At 68.7% G+C, this 19,831-nt stretch carries 18 protein-coding genes; 1 reads left to right on the top strand and 17 read right to left on the bottom strand.

The features are described 5' to 3' along the window. Window positions 1–228: 228 nt before the first annotated feature. The 7 genes from OU995_RS07660 to OU995_RS07630 form a co-directional block, all read right to left on the bottom strand. Complete coding sequence (locus OU995_RS07660) at window positions 229–1,449, bottom strand: hypothetical protein (protein WP_267834932.1); 1,221 nt, start codon at window positions 1,447–1,449, stop codon at window positions 229–231. Between the two features lie 76 nt (window positions 1,450–1,525). Further along, window positions 1,526–1,783 carry an EscS/YscS/HrcS family type III secretion system export apparatus protein gene (locus OU995_RS07655; protein ID WP_267834931.1) on the bottom strand — a complete coding sequence of 86 codons (258 nt, stop codon included), beginning with the start codon at window positions 1,781–1,783 and terminating at the stop codon, window positions 1,526–1,528. Between the two features lie 7 nt (window positions 1,784–1,790). Beyond that, window positions 1,791–2,960, bottom strand: coding sequence for an HrpJ domain-containing protein (locus tag OU995_RS07650; RefSeq protein WP_267834930.1), 1,170 nt, complete (start codon window positions 2,958–2,960; stop codon window positions 1,791–1,793). Window positions 2,961–3,086: 126 nt separating this feature from the next. After that, entirely contained in the window at window positions 3,087–3,299 is a 213-nt protein-coding gene (locus OU995_RS07645; protein ID WP_267834929.1) for a hypothetical protein, read from the bottom strand. A gap of 266 nt (window positions 3,300–3,565) precedes the next feature. Continuing rightward, window positions 3,566–4,447, bottom strand: a complete 882-nt coding sequence (locus OU995_RS07640) for a general secretion pathway protein GspB (RefSeq protein ID WP_267834928.1) — start codon at window positions 4,445–4,447, stop codon at window positions 3,566–3,568. Window positions 4,448–4,451: 4 nt separating this feature from the next. Then, window positions 4,452–6,071, bottom strand: a complete 1,620-nt coding sequence (locus OU995_RS07635) for an ExeA family protein (RefSeq protein ID WP_267834927.1) — start codon at window positions 6,069–6,071, stop codon at window positions 4,452–4,454. A 96-nt stretch (window positions 6,072–6,167) separates the two neighbouring features. Beyond that, entirely contained in the window at window positions 6,168–7,496 is a 1,329-nt protein-coding gene (locus OU995_RS07630) for a sigma 54-interacting transcriptional regulator (RefSeq protein WP_267834926.1), read from the bottom strand. Between the two features lie 294 nt (window positions 7,497–7,790). Here OU995_RS07630 and OU995_RS07625 point away from each other — a divergent pair, with 294 nt between their 5' ends. Continuing rightward, window positions 7,791–8,894, top strand: coding sequence for a type IV pilus twitching motility protein PilT (locus tag OU995_RS07625; protein WP_420714879.1), 1,104 nt, complete (start codon window positions 7,791–7,793; stop codon window positions 8,892–8,894). Window positions 8,895–9,040: 146 nt separating this feature from the next. Here the strand turns inward: OU995_RS07625 and OU995_RS07620 are convergent, their stop codons facing one another. From OU995_RS07620 to OU995_RS07575, 10 genes are all read right to left on the bottom strand, one after another. Next, window positions 9,041–9,595 (bottom strand): lytic transglycosylase domain-containing protein, encoded by a 555-nt coding sequence (locus OU995_RS07620; RefSeq protein WP_324288722.1) that lies wholly within the window; start codon window positions 9,593–9,595, stop codon window positions 9,041–9,043. Window positions 9,596–9,751: 156 nt separating this feature from the next. Further along, window positions 9,752–11,479, bottom strand: coding sequence for a shufflon system plasmid conjugative transfer pilus tip adhesin PilV (pilV, locus tag OU995_RS07615; RefSeq protein WP_267834924.1), 1,728 nt, complete (start codon window positions 11,477–11,479; stop codon window positions 9,752–9,754). After that, window positions 11,476–11,934, bottom strand: coding sequence for a type IV pilus biogenesis protein PilM (gene pilM, locus OU995_RS07610; protein WP_267834923.1), 459 nt, complete (start codon window positions 11,932–11,934; stop codon window positions 11,476–11,478). Before pilM ends, pilV begins: the two co-directional genes overlap by 4 nt. Before the next feature lie 16 nt (window positions 11,935–11,950). Continuing rightward, window positions 11,951–12,508, bottom strand: a complete 558-nt coding sequence (locus tag OU995_RS07605) for a type 4 pilus major pilin (protein ID WP_267834922.1) — start codon at window positions 12,506–12,508, stop codon at window positions 11,951–11,953. Window positions 12,509–12,564: 56 nt separating this feature from the next. Beyond that, the gene (locus tag OU995_RS07600) at window positions 12,565–13,641 is read right to left on the bottom strand and encodes a type II secretion system F family protein (RefSeq protein WP_267834921.1); all 1,077 of its coding nucleotides are present in this window, start codon (window positions 13,639–13,641) and stop codon (window positions 12,565–12,567) included. Beyond that, a complete protein-coding gene (locus tag OU995_RS07595) occupies window positions 13,631–15,202 on the bottom strand; it encodes a GspE/PulE family protein (RefSeq protein WP_420714825.1) in 1,572 nt (523 codons plus the stop codon). Before OU995_RS07595 ends, OU995_RS07600 begins: the two co-directional genes overlap by 11 nt. Beyond that, entirely contained in the window at window positions 15,199–15,846 is a 648-nt protein-coding gene (gene pilP, locus OU995_RS07590; protein WP_267834919.1) for a type IV pilus biogenesis protein PilP, read from the bottom strand. Before pilP ends, OU995_RS07595 begins: the two co-directional genes overlap by 4 nt. After that, the gene (pilO2, locus tag OU995_RS07585) at window positions 15,836–17,128 is read right to left on the bottom strand and encodes a type 4b pilus protein PilO2 (protein ID WP_267834918.1); all 1,293 of its coding nucleotides are present in this window, start codon (window positions 17,126–17,128) and stop codon (window positions 15,836–15,838) included. Before pilO2 ends, pilP begins: the two co-directional genes overlap by 11 nt. Window positions 17,129–17,140: 12 nt before the next feature. Continuing rightward, on the bottom strand, window positions 17,141–18,886 hold the full coding sequence (locus OU995_RS07580) for a PilN family type IVB pilus formation outer membrane protein (RefSeq protein ID WP_267834917.1): 1,746 nt from the start codon (window positions 18,884–18,886) through the stop codon (window positions 17,141–17,143). Continuing rightward, the gene (locus OU995_RS07575; RefSeq protein WP_267834916.1) at window positions 18,883–19,812 is read right to left on the bottom strand and encodes a toxin co-regulated pilus biosynthesis Q family protein; all 930 of its coding nucleotides are present in this window, start codon (window positions 19,810–19,812) and stop codon (window positions 18,883–18,885) included. Before OU995_RS07575 ends, OU995_RS07580 begins: the two co-directional genes overlap by 4 nt. Between the last annotated feature and the right edge of the window lie 19 nt (window positions 19,813–19,831).

The raw sequence follows: 19,831 nt of genomic DNA, 5'->3' as shown, positions 1-19,831 counted from the left end.
GGTCCGATTTCATCGTGTATCCATGGCGTTCCATGCATCCTCTTGAACGACCTCACAAGGAATGGAATTCAAGTGCCGGGAATCTGCACGGAGACTTGGGATCCGTGCAGCGTGCACCCATGAACGCGCCGACACCGTCCACAAAAAAAGAGAGACCGGCGGCGCCATCGCGCGGCCGGTCCCTGGGAGCTTGCGGGACAGAGAACCGTGGTGCGGGAGCCCCGCCGGTCAGTGCTGCCCTTCGTTCTCGCGCGTGTATTTGTCGTCGACGGTGCTCAGATCCTTCGCCTTGAAGTAGGTCTTGCCGTTGATCGTCTCGGTATCGTTGTAGAGGTTCATGTGGACGTTGTCGAAGTAGTACTCCGAGGTCTTGCCGTCCTTGGTGACCTGCACGCCGATGTAGACCTTGTGGCCGGTATCGCGGTCAATGATGTAGATGGGCTTGCCCCATTTCTCGGCTCCGTTGCCGTACTCACCGGCCTTGTCGTCCTGCACAAAGCGGATCTCGGTGTTGCCGGTCTCCACCGCCTCGGGATGGGCAGGATCCGCCACCGGTGCGCGCATCGGCGAGCCGCTCATCACGAGCGCATTCGGTCCGCTGTTCTTGGTCTGGTATTCGCTGGTGTTGTACCAATAGAAGTGACCCTCTTCGGGCTGGCTTTCACCGACCGCGCAGTAGCGTCCGGCGGATTCGTCCCAGCGCCAGATGTAGGTCTTGCCGTCGTTGTTGGTGGCAAACGCAAACTGGTTGACATAGCCCTCATTGAACTGACTGGCGCTGGGGATGGAATCGTCCGGGGCGGTCGGGGGCCGGGTGGGCGTGGCAAGGCCTCCCTCCGTGGCCTTGGCGTTCACCGCCTCCATGGTGGCGCGACTCTGGAAGTAATGGCGCTCGCCATTGACGCGATAGCCCACGATGACGTCCTTCCCGCTTTCCGGGTCATAGCGGTAGATGAGCGATTGCGACCCTTCAGGCGGTACGAAATATTCCGGCTTCTGCGACGTGGCGGGAGGAATTCGCCCACCACCGCTCTGCTCCAGCTGCCCCTTGTTGGCTTCGCGGAATTCGGCCTCGGTATACATGTGCATCTCGCCGGAGCCGGTCTTCTCGCCCACCATCACGTAGCCCAGCTTTTCATGCCAGCGCAGCTTGACCGTCTTGTCGCCCATCTGGATCTCCAGATCCTTGTGCTCGGCGTTCTCGGTCGTGGGCAGGGTGAGCGTGGCATCGGTGCGGTCACGGACCACGCTGGCGTTCTCGGACGACACGACGCTGGTGTCGTCGTGGCTGGAGGAGAAGCTGGGGAAGTCCGGCATCTGGCTGCCCCCGAGGCTGGGGACGCTGGGAATGTTCAGCGCCTGCCTGTGCTCCGGGAACGCGCCGGGTTGCGGCGCCGGCCCGCTGGTGAAGCTGTAGGTCGGAAAGTCGGTGAGAGGCGGTGTTTCCATGGGAGGTCCTTGATCGGATGGAAGTCGAATGGACGGCAGGAAGGAACGGGTCGGTCGCGGCGGCGGGCTCCGCGCGTCAGCGCCGCTGCCCGAGCAACACGAACATGTGGTTGGTGAGCGAGAACAGCTCGGTGAGCATCCATTGGCCGGTGAGCAGCAGCACCACGACCAACGCCACCACCTTGATGGTGAAGGACAGGGCCTGGTCCTGCACCTGGAACAGCCCCTGCACCAGCGAGACCAGCACCCCGAGCACGGTGGTCACCACCAGGGCCGGCGCCGACAGCATCACCACCATCACCAGGGCTTCGCGGAAGAGCGTGATCGTTTCCATGATGGCCTTAGCGGACGGCGATGGCAGCACTGAGGCTGGGTGGCGTGACGGTGAACAGCGTCTCGCGCGCTTCGGGACTGCTCCAGATCTCCATGGGCAGGTGGCGCCGCAGGAACTTCGTCAGTTCGCTGCGCTGCCATGGGCTGACCTCGCCGCCCGGATAAGCCGTCGCGCACAACGCGCTGAACCGTCGCTCATTGGCGGCGAGCGTGGCGTAGTCCAGCACGTCGGAGACAAAGCCCATCACCTGCGCATCGGTGGGCTCGCGGCGATGGGCCGCGGCCAGGAAGCGATCGGCGTCGACAACCAGCGACCAGATCGTGCGGGTGCGCTCCAGGTCGCCCTGCTGCTGCACCAGTCGCGACCAATCGGCCTGCACCAGCGGCGAGGCCAGGTCCGCCACGATCGCCTGCCGCAGCGTGTCCACCGCGTCGCGCATGCGGTCGGGGCCGAAGCGTGACAGCAGGCTCTTGAAGGTAGCCGCCAGCCCGCCGCCCTGCAGCACCCAGTCGTAGTAGATCTCGCGGAAGTCGTCCCATTCCTGCCCTCTTTGTGCAAAGCGCGCCAGCGGCCTGGCTGTGTTGAACCCCGCCATGATGCGGCGCTGGTGCTGCTGCCAGAAGGACACCTGCGCCTGCTGCAGCCGCTCGCGCACGGCGGGGTCGGCCTGCGGATCGCGCTGGGCGAGTTCGTCCGCTTCCAGCAGATAGGCATAACGCTTGAAGGGGTCGACGCTTTGCAGGTCCGCCAGATGCTGGACGTTGCCGCCCTCCTTGGCCTTGGCCAGCAGTTCCTGCGCCATTGCGGGGGCCTGCGCGCCCCAGGGCGTGTCCTGGTAGGCGGCGTGCAGGCTCTTCAGGCGCGCAATGCGGTAGACCTGGCGCAGGGTGCGGGGGTCGCGGCCAAAGTTGGCCAGGTGGGTGCGGTCCGGTGTTCCCAGGCCGCGCAGCGCCATGCGCGAGGCGGCGCCGAACGTCAGTTCCTCTGCCGCATCATTCAGATTCACCTCACCGGAAGCGCCTGCGGTGGCCACCGCAGCTCCTGCGGCCAGACTGGCGGCCCCTGGCCCTGCCATCGGTCCATCGAGCATCTCCGTGGCCCGCGCGGACACCGGTGGCCGAAGGCCTTCCAGTGGGCGCAGCGCCTCCGGGCTGCTGAAGGGCATCAAGGCACTCATGGCGATTCTCCTGGGGCGGGCGGCAGCTGGATCGGTGGGGGCAGCGGGTGCTTTCGCTAGAAGCTCCGCCTGGCTTGGCGTGGCGCGTGGCTGGCGTCACGGGCTGGCGGCATCAGGGGCTGGAATTCAACGGATGGCGTCGATGCTCGACTTCATCAGGTCGTGCCGTGTCTTCACCTCCTGGCTGGCCGCCCACTGCGAGATCATCATCTCCATGTTCAAGGGCACCACGGCCTGGAGATCCTCCAACGACTGGGGATCCGCACCGCGCATGTGCTGCTCGTAGCGGTCGTAGGCCACGGCGAAATTCTGGGTCAGGTTGCGTTGAAGGTCGTTCATCTTTTCTCCAGGCGATGAGGTCTGTGGAGGAATCCGTAGCGCCGTCCAGGGAGGTTCCGGGAAGCATCTGCGCAAGCCTCTGTCAGGTGGGTGGCCCGAACCCCACGAGAGTTCGCACGATATGGGTGGCGGCCACGAAGTCCCCCGCGTTGCAGGGGCTCGCCGCGCAGACGACGCCAGCCGCGCCGACACCGCCGACACCGCCGACAAAACCCGGGAGGCCGACCGAAGGGGCCACGCCGACCGGACCAGCTCCGCGGTCTCGGTCAGGGGCGGACGAATGGCGTCTCCAGCTTCACGCGCAGCTCGCCATGGCGAAGCACCAGGCCGCGAGGTGTGATTTCATCGAGCCGCACGCCGCTGAGCAGCTCCTCCCCTTCCCGCACCGACTGCCCGTCCACCATCACGAGTCGGTGGCGGGCCAGCGGCACGTAGAGGTGGACCTGCACCCGCAAGCGCTGCACGGCGCGGCGGACCTCCTCGGGAAGGTCGGCCACGGTCTGGTAGACCGGCTCCACCTTGGGCGCGGGCGTGAACACCGGCATGGCGAATGGGGGGGCCGCCGTCGCGCTGCCAGGTGCCGGCGGGACGCCCCCGGACCACGCCGAGGTCGCCACGGTGGCCGACGGCCCCGGCAGCGGCGCAGCCAGGCTGGTGGGCGGACGGAACACCGGAGCCGACCTCTGTGCCGCGGGGACCTGTGCGGCTTGAGCGGCGGACGTTGTGGCGGTCGCGGACGTCGTGGTCGTCGCCTGCCTTGCCGGTGTCGTGCCTCCCACCCCTGCCGCCCCCCCGGCCATCGACCCGGCGGAGCCGCCCGGACGCGAGCCAACGGCCGACCCTGTCGAAGGCCGGGCTGGCAGCGACTGCAACATCGGAATGTCCGCCACCTCCGACGACACGGCTCCCACGGGCACAGAGGGCCGATCCCGACGCTGGGCCGCACGCCAGTCCCCGACGCTGTAGAGCAGCAACAGCAAGCCGCACATAGCGGCGGCGCCCACGGCGGTGCGGCGCTGCGGCTGTGTCAGCGGCAGCTGGAGCGGCAACGGCAATGGGGTCCGCCGGGCCAGATCGCCGTACAGGGAGACAAGGCGCGGCGCGCGCATGGCTTCGCGAAGGCGCACCGCCTGCAGGATGATGGACATGGTCTCAGGCTCCGCACTGTCGACTGTCGAGCGAGGGGGCCAGCGGCTCCGTCCGGCTGGCCAGATGCATCAGCGTGCGCAGGTCTGCCGCGCCGCTCACCGGCAGTCCCTCCTCCTGCTGGAAGTCCTGCAGCGCGCTGCGCAGCCGCCCCTCGAGCTTGAGCGGGAGCGTCTCGATCCGGTCTCCTTGCAAACGTGCCAGGCGCTCCCGCATCCAGGCCACCGGGGCACCTTCCGCGCCATCCGCCACCGTGCCCTTCAGGTCCGCCGGGGGGCGCCAGACCACGGTGTAGTGACGGGTCCACTGCGACTCCAGCACAGGGATGGAGACGGTGCGCAGGCTGCGGCCCACCTGCAGCACCGCCTGATGGCGCCGCAACTGCACCAGCGCCACATGCGTCTGCCGCCCCTGGCGGTCCACGAGCTGCAGCACGGCTGGCATGTCCAGGCGGCGCAATGCTTCGATCTCGTCCCGGCCCTGCACACACATCAGCCCGCGTTCCACCACCGCGCGGCAGGGCGCCACCGAAGGCCCGGGCGCGGGCAGATCCCAGCGCTTGAGCAGCGCCGCAAAGGCCAGCCGCTCACTGGCGGGGCCGGCCATGCCCTCAGGCCATTCGGAAGGGTTCTGCGGATCCAGTCCCGCGACGCTCGCATCGTCCGCCGCCGCCATGACCGGCAACAGCGGCGCCGCCGGCGCACCGGTCATGGGGGGCGCGGGCCGCGCCGCCACCGCCAGCACGGCGCCGGCCGCCAGCAATCCGCCCGCGCCAATGACCGCACCCGCGCGCCGCCACCACTGGCTGGCTGCCGGCTCACGGCCGGTCGCCTCCCCGCAGGCCTCCACCAGCAGGCGATGGCTGACGCGGCGGCGTCCCAGCACAAACGCCCCGAGCAGCGCCCGGTCGCAGATCAGATTGATGACCCGCGGAATGCCACCGCTCATGCGGTGCAACGGTCCGGCCAGGCGGCGCGGGATCAACTGCTCGCGGGCCCCCGCCACCTGCAGGCGGTGGGCCACGTAGGCGGCCACATCGTCCAGCCCCAGCGGCCCGAGGTGATAGCGCAGGGTGATGCATTGGTTGAACGCCGCACAGGTCGGCTGGGCCAGCAGCTCGTTGAGTTCCGGCTGACCGATGAGGACCAGCCGCAGGCTCTCGCGTTCATCCCAGGCGGCGGCGCGCAGACGGCGCAGCGTCTCCAGGACCTCTGGCTGCAACCCTTGCGCCTCGTCAATGATCAGCACGCAGGCCTTCTGGTCTCGCCGCCGCTCGGCCACGTGGGCCGCGATCAGGGCTTCGAGCGCCTCCGGGGCCAGGGCATCACTGGCGTTCTGGATCCCAAACTGGCGGCAGACACCGATCAGCAGGTCCAGCGGGCTCATGCGCGGGTTGAAGATCAGCGCCACCTGCACATGGGCCGGCAACTCATCCATCAAGCGGCGGCACACGGTCGTCTTGCCCGCCCCGACCTCGCCCGTCAGCAGCACGACGCCGGCATCGCCGTTGACCGCATGGCCCAGATGCACCCAGGCATCACGGTGCTGGTTGCTGAGGTAGAAGTAACCGGGGTCGGGTGCGATCGAGAACGGCATCCCGCGCAGCTGGAAATGGTCCTTGTACATGGCTCGCAAGACAGTGGTTGGGGCGTCGCCGCGCGACGCTCCCTGGTATGTAGTGCGAGACGACCAAGCGTTCCCGAATGCGTTGGCCGTGCCCCTTCATTCCGGCGTGAACTGGATGCCCAAGGTCTTGATGCGGTAGTAGAGCGTGTTCGGGGGCACCTGCAGTTCGGTGCTGGCCTTGGCCACCGAGCCACCATGCTGCTTCAGGGTGTGGACGATCAGCTCGCGCTCGAACAGCCGCATGCGGTCCCGCAGCGAGCCCGCGGCGGCGCCCTCCTCCGCGCCGGGAGGCGTGCCGTCGCCCTCGTGGGGCGGCAGGCCCGGAGACAGACCGGTCCCCATCGCGGGGCCGCCTGGCGGCGCGCCGCAAGACCCTGCACCGACACTGGCACCACCGCCAGACGCCGCCCCCGGGGAAAGCACGGCGCCGCCCACGCTGCCAGGGACGCTGGCTCCCATGATCGCCGCCATCTCTTCATCCACCAGCTCGAACCCCAGCACGTGGCGCTCCGCTGCATTACGAAGCTCCCGCACATTGCCCGGCCAGCTGTGTGTCAACAAATGCTGCCGGGTGGCCGGCACCATCGGCGGCACGGGCAGGCCGTGCCGCTCGGACGCTTCGCGCGCAAACGCCTCGAACAGCGCCTGCACGCGGTCCGGTGAGTCCCGCAGCGGCGTGAGCTGGAGCTTGACCACGTTGAGCCGGAAGTAAAGGTCCTGCCGGAAGCGCCCCTGCTTCACCAGCGTCGGCAAGGGTACCTTGGTCGAGGCGATCACGCGGAAGTCGGCCCGGTAGAAACGGCTGCCTCCCAAGCGCTCCGCCCCGCGCTCCTGCAAGGCCCGCAGCAACTTGGCCTGCGAGTCCAGCGGCATGCTGTCGATTTCATCCAGGTAGAGCGTGCCCTTGTCCGCGGCTTCCAGCTTGCCCTCGCGGGCCTTCACCGCGCCGGTGAAGGCCCCGGCCTCGTGACCGAACAGCTCACTTTCGGCCAGATGCTCGGGAATGGCCGCGCAGTTGATCGCGATGAACTTGCCGTGGCGGCCCGACCAGCGATGGATCTCCCGCGCCAGGGCATCCTTGCCCGCGCCAGTCTCGCCCTGCAGCAGGACGTCGACCGCCAGCGGGGCGACGCGGCGCGCGGCCGTCCAGGCGTCGGGGTGGGTCGGCGGCGGCGTCGTGGCCTCCGTCAGGCCGCTGCCGCCTCCTGCCCCTGCATGCGCCGCGCTGCGCGGGGAGACAGAAGCGATGGCTGCCGATGCAGGCGCCGACATGGGCCCAGACATAGGCGCCTCGCGTCCAAAGCGACCGTCCTGGCGCACCAGCGCCGGCGTCAGCAGCGGTGCCGGCGCCGGGTCATCCCCGGACGGGTCGCCCCGCGTCCCGTCCAGGCGGGACAGACGGAGCGGATCCATCATGCGGCTCATGACGGTCTCCCCGCGTTTGTGGCACGCTGCGGCCCGTCCGTCCCCGGGATCCACACTGCCACACACTTAACCCCCGGTGACACGGTCGTGCGGGACAAGCGGGGAACCGCCTCGGTTCGGCGGCCACACACCACCGACACCGCGCGGCGCGAGCCCGCCGATGCGGCCGCCGGGCTCCGGGCCCCATTCTGCCCGTCCACCAAGACACCAGAGGCCGCCATGCACGCCAGCTCCGACACCGCAGACACCGCCGCACGCGTGCGACCCGCCTCCCAGCCCCCCAGCGGCGGCTTCATGGCCGCATCGCCCCAGGACAGCTCGGGTGCGCCGCTGCTGCAGCGGCTTGAGGCGCTGGCCACCGAGGCCCATGCGGTCACCGACATCCACATCGAGCAGGATGAGCTGGCCATGATCAAGACGCCGCGCGGCTGGCGCCCGCTGCCCTGGGGCCCCATCCGTGAGGAGCAGTTGTATCCGCTGCTGGCCGCCATCGATGAGGACTGGAAAACCCGCATCCGGTCCGGCGCCATCGACCGGCCGCTGCTGTTGCCCAGCAGTCGCATGCGTTGCAATGTGTATGCAGTCCATGGCGGGCAACGCGTCGTGCTGTCGCTGCGACGGCTGCCGCTGCAACCCTTGCCGCTGGAGCAGACCGGGCTGCCGCTGTACGTGCGCTCGGCCTTGCTGGAAGCCAGCAAGGGGCTGATTCTGCTGACGGGGCCCACCGGCTCAGGCAAGACGACCACGGCAGCCTCCATGCTTCAGCACATCAATGCCAGCCGCAGCTCGCATATCGTCACCATCGAAGAACCCATCGAATACCAGTTCAACCGGCGGCAGGCGCTGATCTCCCAGCGCGAGGTGCCCAGCGACACGCCCAGCTTCGGCGCCGGCCTGCGCGAGGCGCTGCGGCAAAAGCCCGACGTGATCATGGTGGGCGAAGTCCGCGACCCCGACACTGCCGACACCGTGCTGCATGCCGGCGAGTCGGGCCACCTGGTGGTGGCGACCATGCACACCAGCAGCGCGATGGGCGCCATCTCCAAACTGCTGTCCTTCTTCCCGGCCGAACAGCGCGAACGCCGTGCCGCCACCCTGGGCACCGCGCTGCTGGGCGTGATCTGCCAGAGCCTGGTGCCGGCCGAGAACGGCGAGAGCTACGTGCTGGCCAGCGAGATGATCTTCAACAACCACCAGCAGGCGACCCCGTTCATCGAGGAGTCCGCCAAGTTCCACCTGCTGGCGGACTTCATGCGTCGCAAGGAGGACAACATGTCCCGGACGCTGAACGACAGCCTGGTGCAGCTGACCCAGGCGCGCAAAATCTCGGCCAAGGATGCGATGCGCGCGGCTTACGCCCGCGGCGAATTGCACGACCTGCTCAACCATCCCCGCTGAGCGCAGACGCGCACCCACCGCGGCCCGGGCACCATGTGCCGCGGCCATAGCCGCCACTGCCGTCCTAAGCCTGCCAAGCCTACCAAGCGGGCCAAGCCGCTGGCGCCCCCCGGCGAAGCCCGCCCGGCTCGACCCCTTCCCCGCGCTCACCATGACCCCAGCCCCGCCCGCAGTTCCTGCGGCAGGTTGTTGTACACGCGCCGGGCGTACTGAAGCCCGCGTTCCGGATTGGGGGTGTTGTAGGCCCCCACCGCAGCCCAGGTGTAGCCGTGGCTGCGGATGTTCTGCGCCAGGATCCAGGCGCCCACCTCGATGCTCACGCAGGGTTCGTACAGGTCTTTCTCGCGGATGCCATAACGGCCCAGCGTGGGCAACCAGCTGCTGTTGATCTGCATGAGCCCGACGTCATAGCTGCCGTTGCTGTTGGCGCGGTTGATCGCCTTGGCCTGCAGGCTCGATTCCGTCTTGGCAATCGCGTAGAGCAGCTGCGCGCTCACGCCGTACTTGGAGGCTGCCTGCTCCCAGCAGGCATGTGCGGAGCCCGCCGCCACCATGGCCAGTGCGCCCGCCAGGGCCATGAGGGGCTGGCGCGCGGCGCGGCGGCTGGGATGGGGCGCGCAGGAGCTGCCGGTGCCGTGCCCTTGTGGGGCCTGGCCGGACATTGCCTGTCCACCGCGGGTATTGCCTGACATCCATCGCATGATCTGTCCTCGTGCGTTGCTCGTTGAATCGTTCTTCGCCCGATGTGTTGCTGTGGCCTGTTGGGGTCGCAGGTCTTGCTTTGCTTCCGGTGTTCCTTGTGCATTCGGCGCCCCCTGGGGGACGCTCTTGTCTGGTGCGGGGGCCGCCTCAAGAAATCAGTAGGTCAGGTCGATGGACCAGTCCAGCGTCAGCGGGGTCTGCTCCACCACCTGGCCGGCCGCATTCAGATAATTGGCGCGGTTGTAAAAATTGCCTTCGTAGCTGCCGCGGTAGGTGGTCCACAGCGTCAGCATCTGCAGCACGTAGCCGTTGCGATTGCGGGGGACCGCCTTGGAGACGGTCACGGCCAGCCTGGCGATGTCATTGGTCAGACGCGGCGACATGGCCCGGTTGGCGGCAATCACATTGCCGGTATCGCGATCGATCACCTGGACCACCAGCGTCACCTGGCCGACGGCGGGCGGTCCGTCCACACTGCCGTTGTTCATCGACGCATTGACGTTGGTGATCACCAGGCCGTCCTTGACGGGCACCAGCTCACGCTCGACCGACGCCATCACCGTGTCGTTGGGGGCGTCATAGCTGAAGCCGCCGTTGTAGAACGAAGTGCCCGCCGGATACGCCATGTAGGCGGACCGCATCAGCACCGAGCCGCCGGTCTCGGTGTAGGCCAGCTCCTGCGTGGCCTGCGAACGCCAGCGGCCGTCCCGACAGGTGATGAGCAGGCCATCGACATCCCGGGAAATCAACCCGTCAACCGGGCAGGCCGCATCCACCGTCTCGGTGCTGGTGACCTGCAGATAACGCCCGGTGACCGTCCCGGGCACAACCAGATTGCCGTTCTCGTCCACGGCCAGGGCCTTCCACGCGCTGCCGGTCCAGGAGAAGGCGCGGGAGGTGTCCAGCGTCAGACGCACGTCACCCGGCTGGTTGTCGGTCGCCGGAAGCGCGGTAGCGGTGGCCACCGGGTCCTTCCAGAAGGCCGAGCCCTGCCGACGCCACACGCCGGACTGGCAACTCAGCAGCGCGCCGGTATTGCTGACGCCCATCCGCCCCTGGGACGCCGGGTCGCCCACACTGCAGCGCGGATCGGTGGCATCGTTTTCCACCACCACGGCGCTGCCCTGGAAGCCCAGCGGCACATTCATCGCATTGAGCTCGGGATGCCCGGGCACCTCCTGACGGTAGAGATAGTCGACCGCGCTGGAGGACGGACCATCGAAGAACAGCGCGGATGCGAGTCGGTTGGCCTGGCCCTCGTTGGCACTGGCCCCGCCGCAAGTCACCACCTGGTAGGGGGCCAGGTCCAGCTGCCAGGATCCAAAGACGCCTTGCGCCAGGCCCGGCTGCGCCGTGGCGATCTGGCCGCCCCCGGGGCCGGCATGAGCGGCTACGTAGGCCACGTCCTTGGCCGGAATCGACTCGCCGCCCTCGGCCACGATCAGGGCATTGAGTCGCCCCGCCGACAGCTGGACGATGCGCGCGCAGGGCGTCTGACCGTAGGCATTGGCCGGGCGGAAGCCAGCGGGCAGCAAATCGGTCAACACCGTGATCGGCACCGCCACCGGGCCGCTGGAGGTGGCGGTGAGGAGATCGGCGTAGTGCTCGCGGATGTAGCGCTCGGTCGCTTCCACCACCGTCGCCTGATGCCGCCCCGCATGCTGTCCACGGGTATCGTCCAGCCCGTTGCTCACCAGCACCGTGGCCCCCGCCGACAGGATGGCCAGCAGTGCCAGGGCGCCCAGCATCTCGACCAGCGTCACCCCGCGATCGCGGAGACCGCCACGATGGCTTCGACGGTCGACGAGCGCTCGACCGCCATGCGGACCGCCACAGGCACGGGGCGTCGCTGATGCGACCGGATGCAGCTGCGAGATCATCATGTTCCCCTCACGCCCAGCCACACGGGCGCCCCGTCCGGCACCTGGGCGGGCACCGGCAGGCCGGTGTCGCCCAGCAGCGGGGCGTACAAGGTGCCGCTGGCGCTGTGTGCCACCCCCACCAGCAGCGAGCCGGCGGACAGGCGCTGCATTTGCGCCAGCACATCCACCGGTGCCGGCCGGTTCAGGTAGACGGCCACCCACGGCCCCTGCACCACGGCACTGATGCCGGGATGACCGTTCCACCAGCTGGGCAGGCTCAGCAGGCCGTCGTCGACGCTTCCCTCGAATCCGGGCTGCGCGGTGGCATAGGCGACCACGGCCGCCCGGTACACCGCCATGCTCTCGGCCACGGTCCGGGCGCGTGCCGCATCGGTGACCGGCACCTCCAGTGCCGCATCCACCGCCCACCAGCCGGCCGCTGCCACCACGCCCACCACGACTGCCTGTGCCCACATGGCTGTTGCTCCGGGTTTAGCTGGTGGTCCAGACCACGGTGTTGGCATTGGCCTGGGTGCACTGGGCGGCTGCCTGCACCGGCGTGATGGGCGGCGTCATCGCACCGCTGCCATTCACCGCCACGCTGATCCACTGCCCGGAGGTGGCCACCAGGTCCACGCAGACCTGCTGCGGCACATTGGCATAGCTGATGTCAAACGTGGCGGCGCTGCCGTTGACGGTGACGGCCCCGTTCCAGGCATTGAAGACCGAGTTGCCCTCCACCGCCAGCGTGGACGGGAAGACCTTGGCCTGCACCAGCACCTCGTTCAGGCTGCCATTGCCGTAGGCCCCGGCCTGCGCCATGAACAGACGCTTCACCCCGGTGCTGATGGCAGCCACTTCTTCCTGCGACCGGTTGGAGCGCGCCCCGCTGAACGCGTTGGACAGCAGCGCCACCGCCCCCACGACGATGGTGGCCGCCACGCCGAGGAAGGCAATGGCTTCCAGCAGCGACGCACCGGCCTGCCGCCGGGCCGTCGGCACCCGCGAGCGACGGGAGGACTGGGGGGTCAAGAGCTTGGGTTGTTTCATGGAGTTCTCCTGGGGATGGATGGGAACGCTGAATGGCCTTTGGGACCTGACACCAATCAATGCGCGAGCCGGGCCGTGGACGCGACCTGCTCCTGGATGCTGAACATGCCGATGGCCAACCAGGCAATCAGCAGCGTCAGCACCGAAATCGCGGCGCCGTTGACCACCTTCATCTGCATGGAGATGCGGGCCACGCCCTCCTCCATCCACTCGTTGGCCAGCCGCTGCAGTACCTCGGGAAAGCCGCGGTATTCGGAATAGATGCACAGGTCGTCCACGATGTCCGGTGACGGAAAGCCATACCCCGCATGGCGCAGGGCCTGCCCGCAGTTCAGGCCGGACTTCACGCCCAGCAGCGCGCCCTCCAGCCGCTCGCGCAGCCACGGCCCGGCCGATTCACACAGGCGGTAGAGCGACTTCTCCACCGTAATGCCGGCCGACAGCAAGGCGCTGAAGGCCAGCAGGAAGCTGCTGCCGCTGAGCATGCGGTAGATGGAGAACGGCGGCAGCCGGTCCGCCACCAGCCGGGCATGACCGCGCCAGCGCGGCAGCGCCCACACCAGCAGTGCCAGCAGCGCGATCAGGCTCAGCACCGCCATCGGCATCCACTGCTGCACCCACAGCGACATCAGATGCAGGCCGCGGGCCGGGCCATGCCAGCGCGCAGGGTCGCTCAGACGGCCGAACTCAGGGACGACGCGAGTGCCGAACAGGTACACATAGCCGATGATGAAGATGAACACCAGCAGCGGATACGCAGCCCCACCGAGGATGGCGCCGCGGATCTTGCGCGTGGCCTGCACCACCTCGCTCACCGCCAGCAGGCTGGCCTCCAGACGGCCGGACTGCTCCCCGGCCTGCACCAGCAGTTGCTCCGCGCGCGGGGCCCAGTCCCGCATGCCTTCGGCCAGCGTGTGGCCGTTCTGCACCGAGCGCTTCCATTCGAACAGCGCAATGGCCAGCGGTTCGGACGGCTTGCGTCCGCGCGCCGAGGCCCGCTGGTACAGGTCATCCAGCACCCGCAGCAGCGGCAGGCCGTTGGCCAGCATGGTGGCAATCTGCCGGTAGACACGCATGCGCACCGGGGCGGTGAAGACCATGCGCGCCCAGGTCCGGTTGAAGTCAAACCGCATGGTGGGTCCTCCGCAGCCGTGGCTGCACCTGCAGCCAGCCGACCGCACGCTCAGCCATCAACGGATCGACCAGGCCGTCACGCACCTTGGCCAGGGCATGTTCGGTCATGGTGATGCCGCCCATCTCGCCCAGCCAGTAGCGGATGGCGCCCGGTTTGTCGCCCGCGCGCAGGAGCGCGCAGAAGTGCTCGTCCGGCGTGATGACCTCAGCCAGGACGGTGCGCCCCACCGTGCCCCGGCCATTGCAGTGCAGGCAGCCGTCGCCAGCGACACAGGCGCGCTCCAGCTGGTCCCCGAGCGCCGCACGCAGACGCGCCATCAGCGCCGGCGCCACCCGCTGGCGGCCCGCCTCTCCCAGCAGCGGCTGGCGGCAGTGCGGGCACAGCAGCTTCACCAGCCGCTGGCTGATCAGGCCGGTGATGATGGACGGGTCCGCCACCATGCGCAGCGGCAGCCCCATGTCTTCCAGCCGGTCCACGATGCCGATGGCATTGTTGGCATGCACCGTACTCCAGACCTGATGGCCGGTCATGGCCGCCCGCAGGGCACTCTGGGCCGACGCCCGGTCCCGGATCTCGCCGACCATGATGGTGTCCGGGTCCAGGCGCATGGCGTTGACGATGGCCAGGGAGAACAGGCGCGCGCGCTCGTCCTCCGACGATGCGTTGGTCACCGGCGTCTGCACCGCACCGGCAATCGGGTACTCCACCGGGTCTTCCACCGTGATCACATGCAGGCCGCCGTCGTTCTGGGCCAATTGCCCCAGCAGCACGCGCTGCAGCGTCGTGGACTTGCCTGAGCCGGCCGGACCACTGATCAGGTTCATGCCGGTGGGGTTCTCCTTCAAGGCCTGCAGGCTGGCCTCCTGCGCAGGGGAAAAGCCCAGACGAAGCAGGTCCAGCGTTTCACCCGCATCGTTGTAGAGCAGGCGCATGACCATCAGCGAGCCTTCGCTGGTGGGCGTGGTGGCAATGCGCACGCCGATCAGTTGCTCGGGCAGCTTGTCGCGGTCGGCGATGCTGGCGTCCTGACGCTCGGTCGGTTTGTAGGCGTTGTCCGAGACGCTGGTCATCGCGCCATACAGGGTGGCCAGCAGCCGCTCCCCGTATTCCCGCGTGTAGCCGCCGATGCGCTCCAGGTCGTTGTGGATGCGGAAGTAGACCTCGGTCCCGAGCTGCTTGACGCGGATGTGGATGTCCGACGCCTGCGCCGCGCAGGCCGCCGCCAGCAGCTCCTTGGCGCCATGCTGCATCTTGGTGTGGTCGGTGTCTCCCTGCGCGCGGTGCGCCGACTGGTAGTGGCGGCCGATGCTTTCGATGGGCACGGGCACCACGCGGCATTTGTGGCGCAGGTGGTCCAGCCGTGCACGGTAGGAAAGCACGAAGGGATTCATCGCCTGGCCCTGGGCCACCAGCAGTTGCCCATCCGACAGCAGGCAGACAAACTTGCGCTCTTCGTCGCTGGCCGCCAGACGCCCGGAGACGCTGAGCACGGTCACGATCGTGGTATCGGGTCGCGGGACCTCCCGCCCCACGGCCTGCAAGGGCACCCGGGCATTCATCGCGTCACACCCGAGGCGCCCGGCGCGCGCGGCGCGGGCAAGGCGGCCAGGGTGGTCGGTGCGGCGGCGGCTGCGCTGCCGGAGACTGCTGGCGCCGAGGTCCCCACGGGCGACATGGACAGCACGCCCGCGGGCGGCACGGCAGCAGGCGCCACGCGCTGGGCCGGCAGCGCGCTCATCGGCGCCGGCATCACACGTGCCATCTCGCTGGCGGGCTCCCCACCGGTGCGCAGCCGTACCCGCTTGCGGTCGCTGGTCTGCACCGTCACGCCCTGCGCGGCAATCGCCACCACGCGGGCGCCGCCGGGCAGCGGATCCCCGACGGCCACCTCGGTCACATAGCCGTTGTCCATGGCCAATGTGGCGCTCATGCGGGAGCCCATGCCGTCAATGCCCAGCACGGTGGGCAGGCCGTTGGGGGTGAACGGCGCCTGCCGGTCGATCTCCGCCTGGCGGGCGGCAATCAGCGCCCGGGTCTCCGCCAGGCGCAATCGAGCCTTCAGCACCACGTGTTCGGCCTCGATCTGGGCCAGTTCTTCGGCCGTGGTGCCGGCCTGCGCCGACGGCGCGGCCCAGCAGGCCAGGGCGACAGCGGCCGCCAGCAGCCAGAAACCGCCAATTCGGGGGTGTTGATCATTTCGCATAGGCCACTCCTTCCAGGAACCAATCGCCCTGGCGATACGCCAGCCGGTCCAGCCGGATACCCGGCTGGCTGAGCACCGACGCGATGTCGGTGAGGGGAACACCACCGGCCTGCAGCGTGAAGCTGTAGGCCTTCCAGTCCGGGAGCTGCGGGGCCTTCTGACGCAGGCCCGCCAGTGTGGACGGCGCCGCGGCCGGGACGGCCACGGGTTTGAGCGCGATGCGCAGCCCCAGTTGCTGAAAGCGCGAGATCAGCGGTTGCAGCAATTGCCGCGATGCCAGCAGTTCCTCATTCCAGCCGCCGGAGGACGGCAGCGGCTGCACCAGGCTGGCCCGCTCGCCGCTGAGCTCGACCGACGCCTGCGGCTGCTGCTCCAGCAGGTAACCAACGCTTGAATCCCCCCGCGCCCAGACATGGGTGGCCTGGGTGGCCGAGCAGGTGTATTCCTCCAGCCGCCAGCCGCCGGGAGACATCAGGTCGAGCTGCCCGGCGCAGGCCCGCACCAGCTCCCGCGGCACGGGCTGGCGCAGCCAGGGCGGCTCGGGCTTCTGGTTGGCCTCGGCCACCGCCTGCGCCTGCCGCTGCTGGGCGATGCGGCTGCGCTCAGCCGCCAGTTGCTGCTCGGCGGCCTGCTGGCGCTGCCAGTGCACCAGGCCGATCACGGCGGCACCTGCGGCCACCGCACCCGCGGCGACCACCATCCGGCGGCGTGAGCGCTCCACCGGCTTGAGCTCCCACGCCTGGGACAGCCACAGCCGCTGGCCCTTGGAGCGCGGCAGAAAATCGTCCAGCGTGACCGCTTCAAAATTGTGGAAGCCCTGATCCTCCAGGTCCGCATCGCCGATCACCGCATTCCAGCCCCCCAGGCCGTAGTCGGCATAGAGGCGGTCCAGCACCTCGGCGCGGGAACCGGCGTAGTCGCCGGACGGCAGGAAGCTGTCATCGCGCACGGCGAAATACGCCCAGCGCTCCTCATCCAGGCGAAGCGCGGCCAGCCAGCTGTTGGCCGGTTGGCGGCGACCGTTGTCCTTGAGGCCGCGCACCGACATGACGCTGGCCACCACCGCCCCCAGCGACAGCATGCCGGGCTGCGCCCCCTCGCGGGAACTGGCGTAACCGGCCTGCGCAATGCCCAGGTCCTTGCGCAACACCATCAGGTCGACGTTCATCTTGCGCGCCAGCTCGACCGCCTCACCCCGCAACTCGCGTGGATTGGACAGCGACTGCCACAGCAGGCCGCAGACGTAGCGGCGCTTGCGGATTTCGGTGACGACAACAGCCATTGGGAACCTCGCTCAGGCGCCGGGCATCGTGATCGGGGTGATCAGGATCACGATGACCTCCTTGTTGGACCGGGTCGCGACACCACCGCCGAAGAGCACGTTGGAGGGCACGACGGTGCCTTGCCGGTCGACATTGCCTTCCATCTGCTCGAAGCCGCTGACCACCAGCGTCTGGCCGGACTTCATCGCCACCCGCTGCAGGAAGTTGCGGGTGTCCACCTCCGGCGTCTGGATCTGGGTGCCGTTGCCGTTGCCCGTGCTGCTGATCAGGTTCAGGCGCCGCAGCGTGGAAATGTCCGTGGAGAACTGCAGCATCACGGTGCCGTTGTCCAGCAGGTTGGGCAGCACGGTCATGGTGAAGCCGGAGGTCACCACGCCCGGGGTGAGGCTGGTGGTGGAGCCGACATTGGCGGTGATGGTGGTCTGCGACGACTTGAGATAGGCCGTCTGCCGCGCCACCTGCACAGGCACGGGCTGGTGGTTGAGCGTGGCCACCGAGGCCGAGGTCTCCTTGCGGACCTTGCCCTGGGTGGAGAGCGCGTTGATCATCAGCGAGGAGCCCGCAAAGCGGCTGCCCGAGGTGTCCAGGATGCTGGCAGCAAATTCGGTGCTGGACTGTCCGGCACCGAAGGCACTGCGCACGCCGTAGCGACGGAACAGATCGCTGTAGACCAGGTTCCAGTTCAGGCCGTAGTTGTCTTCGTCCGACAGCGACACCGCCAGCACCGTCACGTTGATCATGACCTGCTTGGACAGAGTGCGGTTCTCGCGTTCCAGGAACTTCTCGACGCGTGCCAGGATGGCCGGCGTATCCGTCACTGTGAGCGTGCCGGTGGCGGTGGAGCTCACCACGGTGCCGTGCGGGGACAGCATCGCCGCGACGGATTTCTCCAGGCTGGAGAACACCGAGAGCTGCGAGCGCACCGCCGTGTTCTGGGCATTGCTGGTGGTGCTTCCGCCGCCACCGGTGCCACCGCCCGCGCTGGTGGATGTCAGCCCCCCGCTGCCACCATTGCCGCCCTCCCCGCCCGTGGTCGAGGTGTTGCCGACGTTGGCGCTGAGTGCCGAGTCGCCCGGCACCGCATTCACCTGGAAGGTGCGCGTGTCCACATGCAGGAATTCAATGAGGCCCTGCGTGTATTTCCACGACACGCCAAAGCGCGTGGCGGCCAGGTCGAGCAGGCCCTTGAGGTCGCCATTGCGGTAGACCAGGTAAGCCCCGAGGCCGTCCCCCATCGGCAGCATGGCGCCCGTACCGGCCCCGGGAAGCGACTGCTGCAGGCTGCTCGGCGGGGGGATGGCGGCACCCGAGGTGCTGGCCATCGGGGCGGCACCGGCGCGGGGCGCTGCGCGTCCGCCGCCCAGGGAAACCTCCAGTGCGTCGGGCGTGACCCGCGTGGGCACTCCGGCCAGCACCGCCACGCGTTCCGCGAACTCCGAGAGCGAGCGGACCCGGCGGTTGAAGGTGACGGGGGAGGAGAACACGGCCGGGAGCGTTTCGGCCTCCTGCATGCGGATGCTGGTCTTGCCAATCCAGATGCCGTCCCGGACCTGGACGCCATCCGAGCGCCCGCCTTCCACCGTCGTGCCAACGGCCTGGGCATGGCTGCTGGCGCGGCGGTTCAGCTCGTCGGTCTCGCGGTCCACGCGCTGCGTGAGACCGGTGCAGCCGGCCAGCAAGGCCAGCAGCGTAGCGGCCGCCAAGGCCACGGCTGCCGCACGGGAGACCACGGTGGGTCGTGTGGTGATCGCTGTCATTCTTTGCCCCTCGGAATCACACGCAGCACCTGATTGCCGCGATAGAAGATGGCTTTGGGCGGCACATCCGCCTGTTCCAGGCTGCGGACCACCATGGAGATGGCGTCCTCGAAATTTCCATTGATGCTGGCGGAAGCGGTGATCGGATAGTCCACGCCCATCTCCCAGAACAGCCGCCAGCCGGCTTGCTGTGCCCAGCGGTCCAGGGCCACGCGCAGGGTTCGGTCGTCTTCGCTCAGGGACCAGCGCTGGACCGCGGGCGGCTCCGTGCGACGACCGCTGACCGAGACCGTCTCCAGGACCGTCGGCCGCATGCCGGAGGACTGCGTGCCCGTGGCCGGGGTGTTGATGGATGACGCGCCGGAGGATTGCGGACCAGCAGATGACGTGCGCGGGGCCGCGCTGCCTTCAAACTTGGCCGGCATCAGCCGCGGACGTGGGGCCTCCTTCAGGGGCGTCGGCGCCGGCGTGGATGCTGCAGAGCCAGGGTCGGGCACTGGCGATGCGGCAGGAGCGGCAGGCAGGCTGGTGAGCGTCGGCGCCACGCGGGCGGTGGCAGGTGACGGGGATGCAGCGGTGGCGCTCCTGGTCGTCGCTGCTGGCGTCGCGGGCCCCTCCACCTTGCCCACCGTGGCCGGGGTAGGCGGCAGCGGGCGCAGGTCGTCGGAAACGGCGCGCACCAGGATCAAGCGCGAGCCCGTGGCCACATGCACCACGAGTCCCGGCACGGCTTTGACGGCTTCGCCGATGGCGTCGGGCCAGGTCTGGTTTGCTTGCCAGGTGACCGGCGCGTTCATGCGGGTGGCATCGACGCCCACCCAACGCACACCGTAGTCCATCGGCGCCAATTGTTCGAGGGCCTTGCGCAGGGGCACCGCCTGACCGTCATTGGCCAGCACGCCAAAGGCGCGGTCGGTGCCGGACATCAGCACCGCATCATGACCC

Source organism: Roseateles sp. SL47 (assembly GCF_026625885.1).
Lineage (GTDB): Bacteria > Pseudomonadota > Gammaproteobacteria > Burkholderiales > Burkholderiaceae_C > Roseateles.
Note: the sequence above shows the minus strand (reverse complement) of the source record. Positions and strands in the feature narration are given on the sequence as shown.

Coding starts and splice junctions, on each gene's coding strand:
- OU995_RS07600 (WP_267834921.1), bottom strand. CDS start 13,641: ATGCGGTTTGACTTCAACCGGACCTGGGCGCGCATGGTCTTCACCGCC.
- OU995_RS07640 (WP_267834928.1), bottom strand. CDS start 4,447: ATGTCCATCATCCTGCAGGCGGTGCGCCTTCGCGAAGCCATGCGCGCG.
- OU995_RS07650 (WP_267834930.1), bottom strand. CDS start 2,960: ATGAGTGCCTTGATGCCCTTCAGCAGCCCGGAGGCGCTGCGCCCACTG.
- pilM (WP_267834923.1), bottom strand. CDS start 11,934: ATGTGGGCACAGGCAGTCGTGGTGGGCGTGGTGGCAGCGGCCGGCTGG.
- pilV (WP_267834924.1), bottom strand. CDS start 11,479: ATGATGATCTCGCAGCTGCATCCGGTCGCATCAGCGACGCCCCGTGCC.
- OU995_RS07660 (WP_267834932.1), bottom strand. CDS start 1,449: ATGGAAACACCGCCTCTCACCGACTTTCCGACCTACAGCTTCACCAGC.
- OU995_RS07605 (WP_267834922.1), bottom strand. CDS start 12,508: ATGAAACAACCCAAGCTCTTGACCCCCCAGTCCTCCCGTCGCTCGCGG.
- OU995_RS07595 (WP_420714825.1), bottom strand. CDS start 15,202: ATGAATGCCCGGGTGCCCTTGCAGGCCGTGGGGCGGGAGGTCCCGCGA.
- OU995_RS07620 (WP_324288722.1), bottom strand. CDS start 9,595: ATGCGATGGATGTCAGGCAATACCCGCGGTGGACAGGCAATGTCCGGC.
- OU995_RS07655 (WP_267834931.1), bottom strand. CDS start 1,783: ATGGAAACGATCACGCTCTTCCGCGAAGCCCTGGTGATGGTGGTGATG.
- OU995_RS07635 (WP_267834927.1), bottom strand. CDS start 6,071: ATGTACAAGGACCATTTCCAGCTGCGCGGGATGCCGTTCTCGATCGCA.
- OU995_RS07625 (WP_420714879.1), top strand. CDS start 7,791: ATGGCCGCATCGCCCCAGGACAGCTCGGGTGCGCCGCTGCTGCAGCGG.
- pilP (WP_267834919.1), bottom strand. CDS start 15,846: ATGCGAAATGATCAACACCCCCGAATTGGCGGTTTCTGGCTGCTGGCG.
- OU995_RS07580 (WP_267834917.1), bottom strand. CDS start 18,886: ATGACAGCGATCACCACACGACCCACCGTGGTCTCCCGTGCGGCAGCC.
- pilO2 (WP_267834918.1), bottom strand. CDS start 17,128: ATGGCTGTTGTCGTCACCGAAATCCGCAAGCGCCGCTACGTCTGCGGC.
- OU995_RS07645 (WP_267834929.1), bottom strand. CDS start 3,299: ATGAACGACCTTCAACGCAACCTGACCCAGAATTTCGCCGTGGCCTAC.
- OU995_RS07575 (WP_267834916.1), bottom strand. CDS start 19,812: ATGTCCGGCACCGACCGCGCCTTTGGCGTGCTGGCCAATGACGGTCAG.
- OU995_RS07630 (WP_267834926.1), bottom strand. CDS start 7,496: ATGAGCCGCATGATGGATCCGCTCCGTCTGTCCCGCCTGGACGGGACG.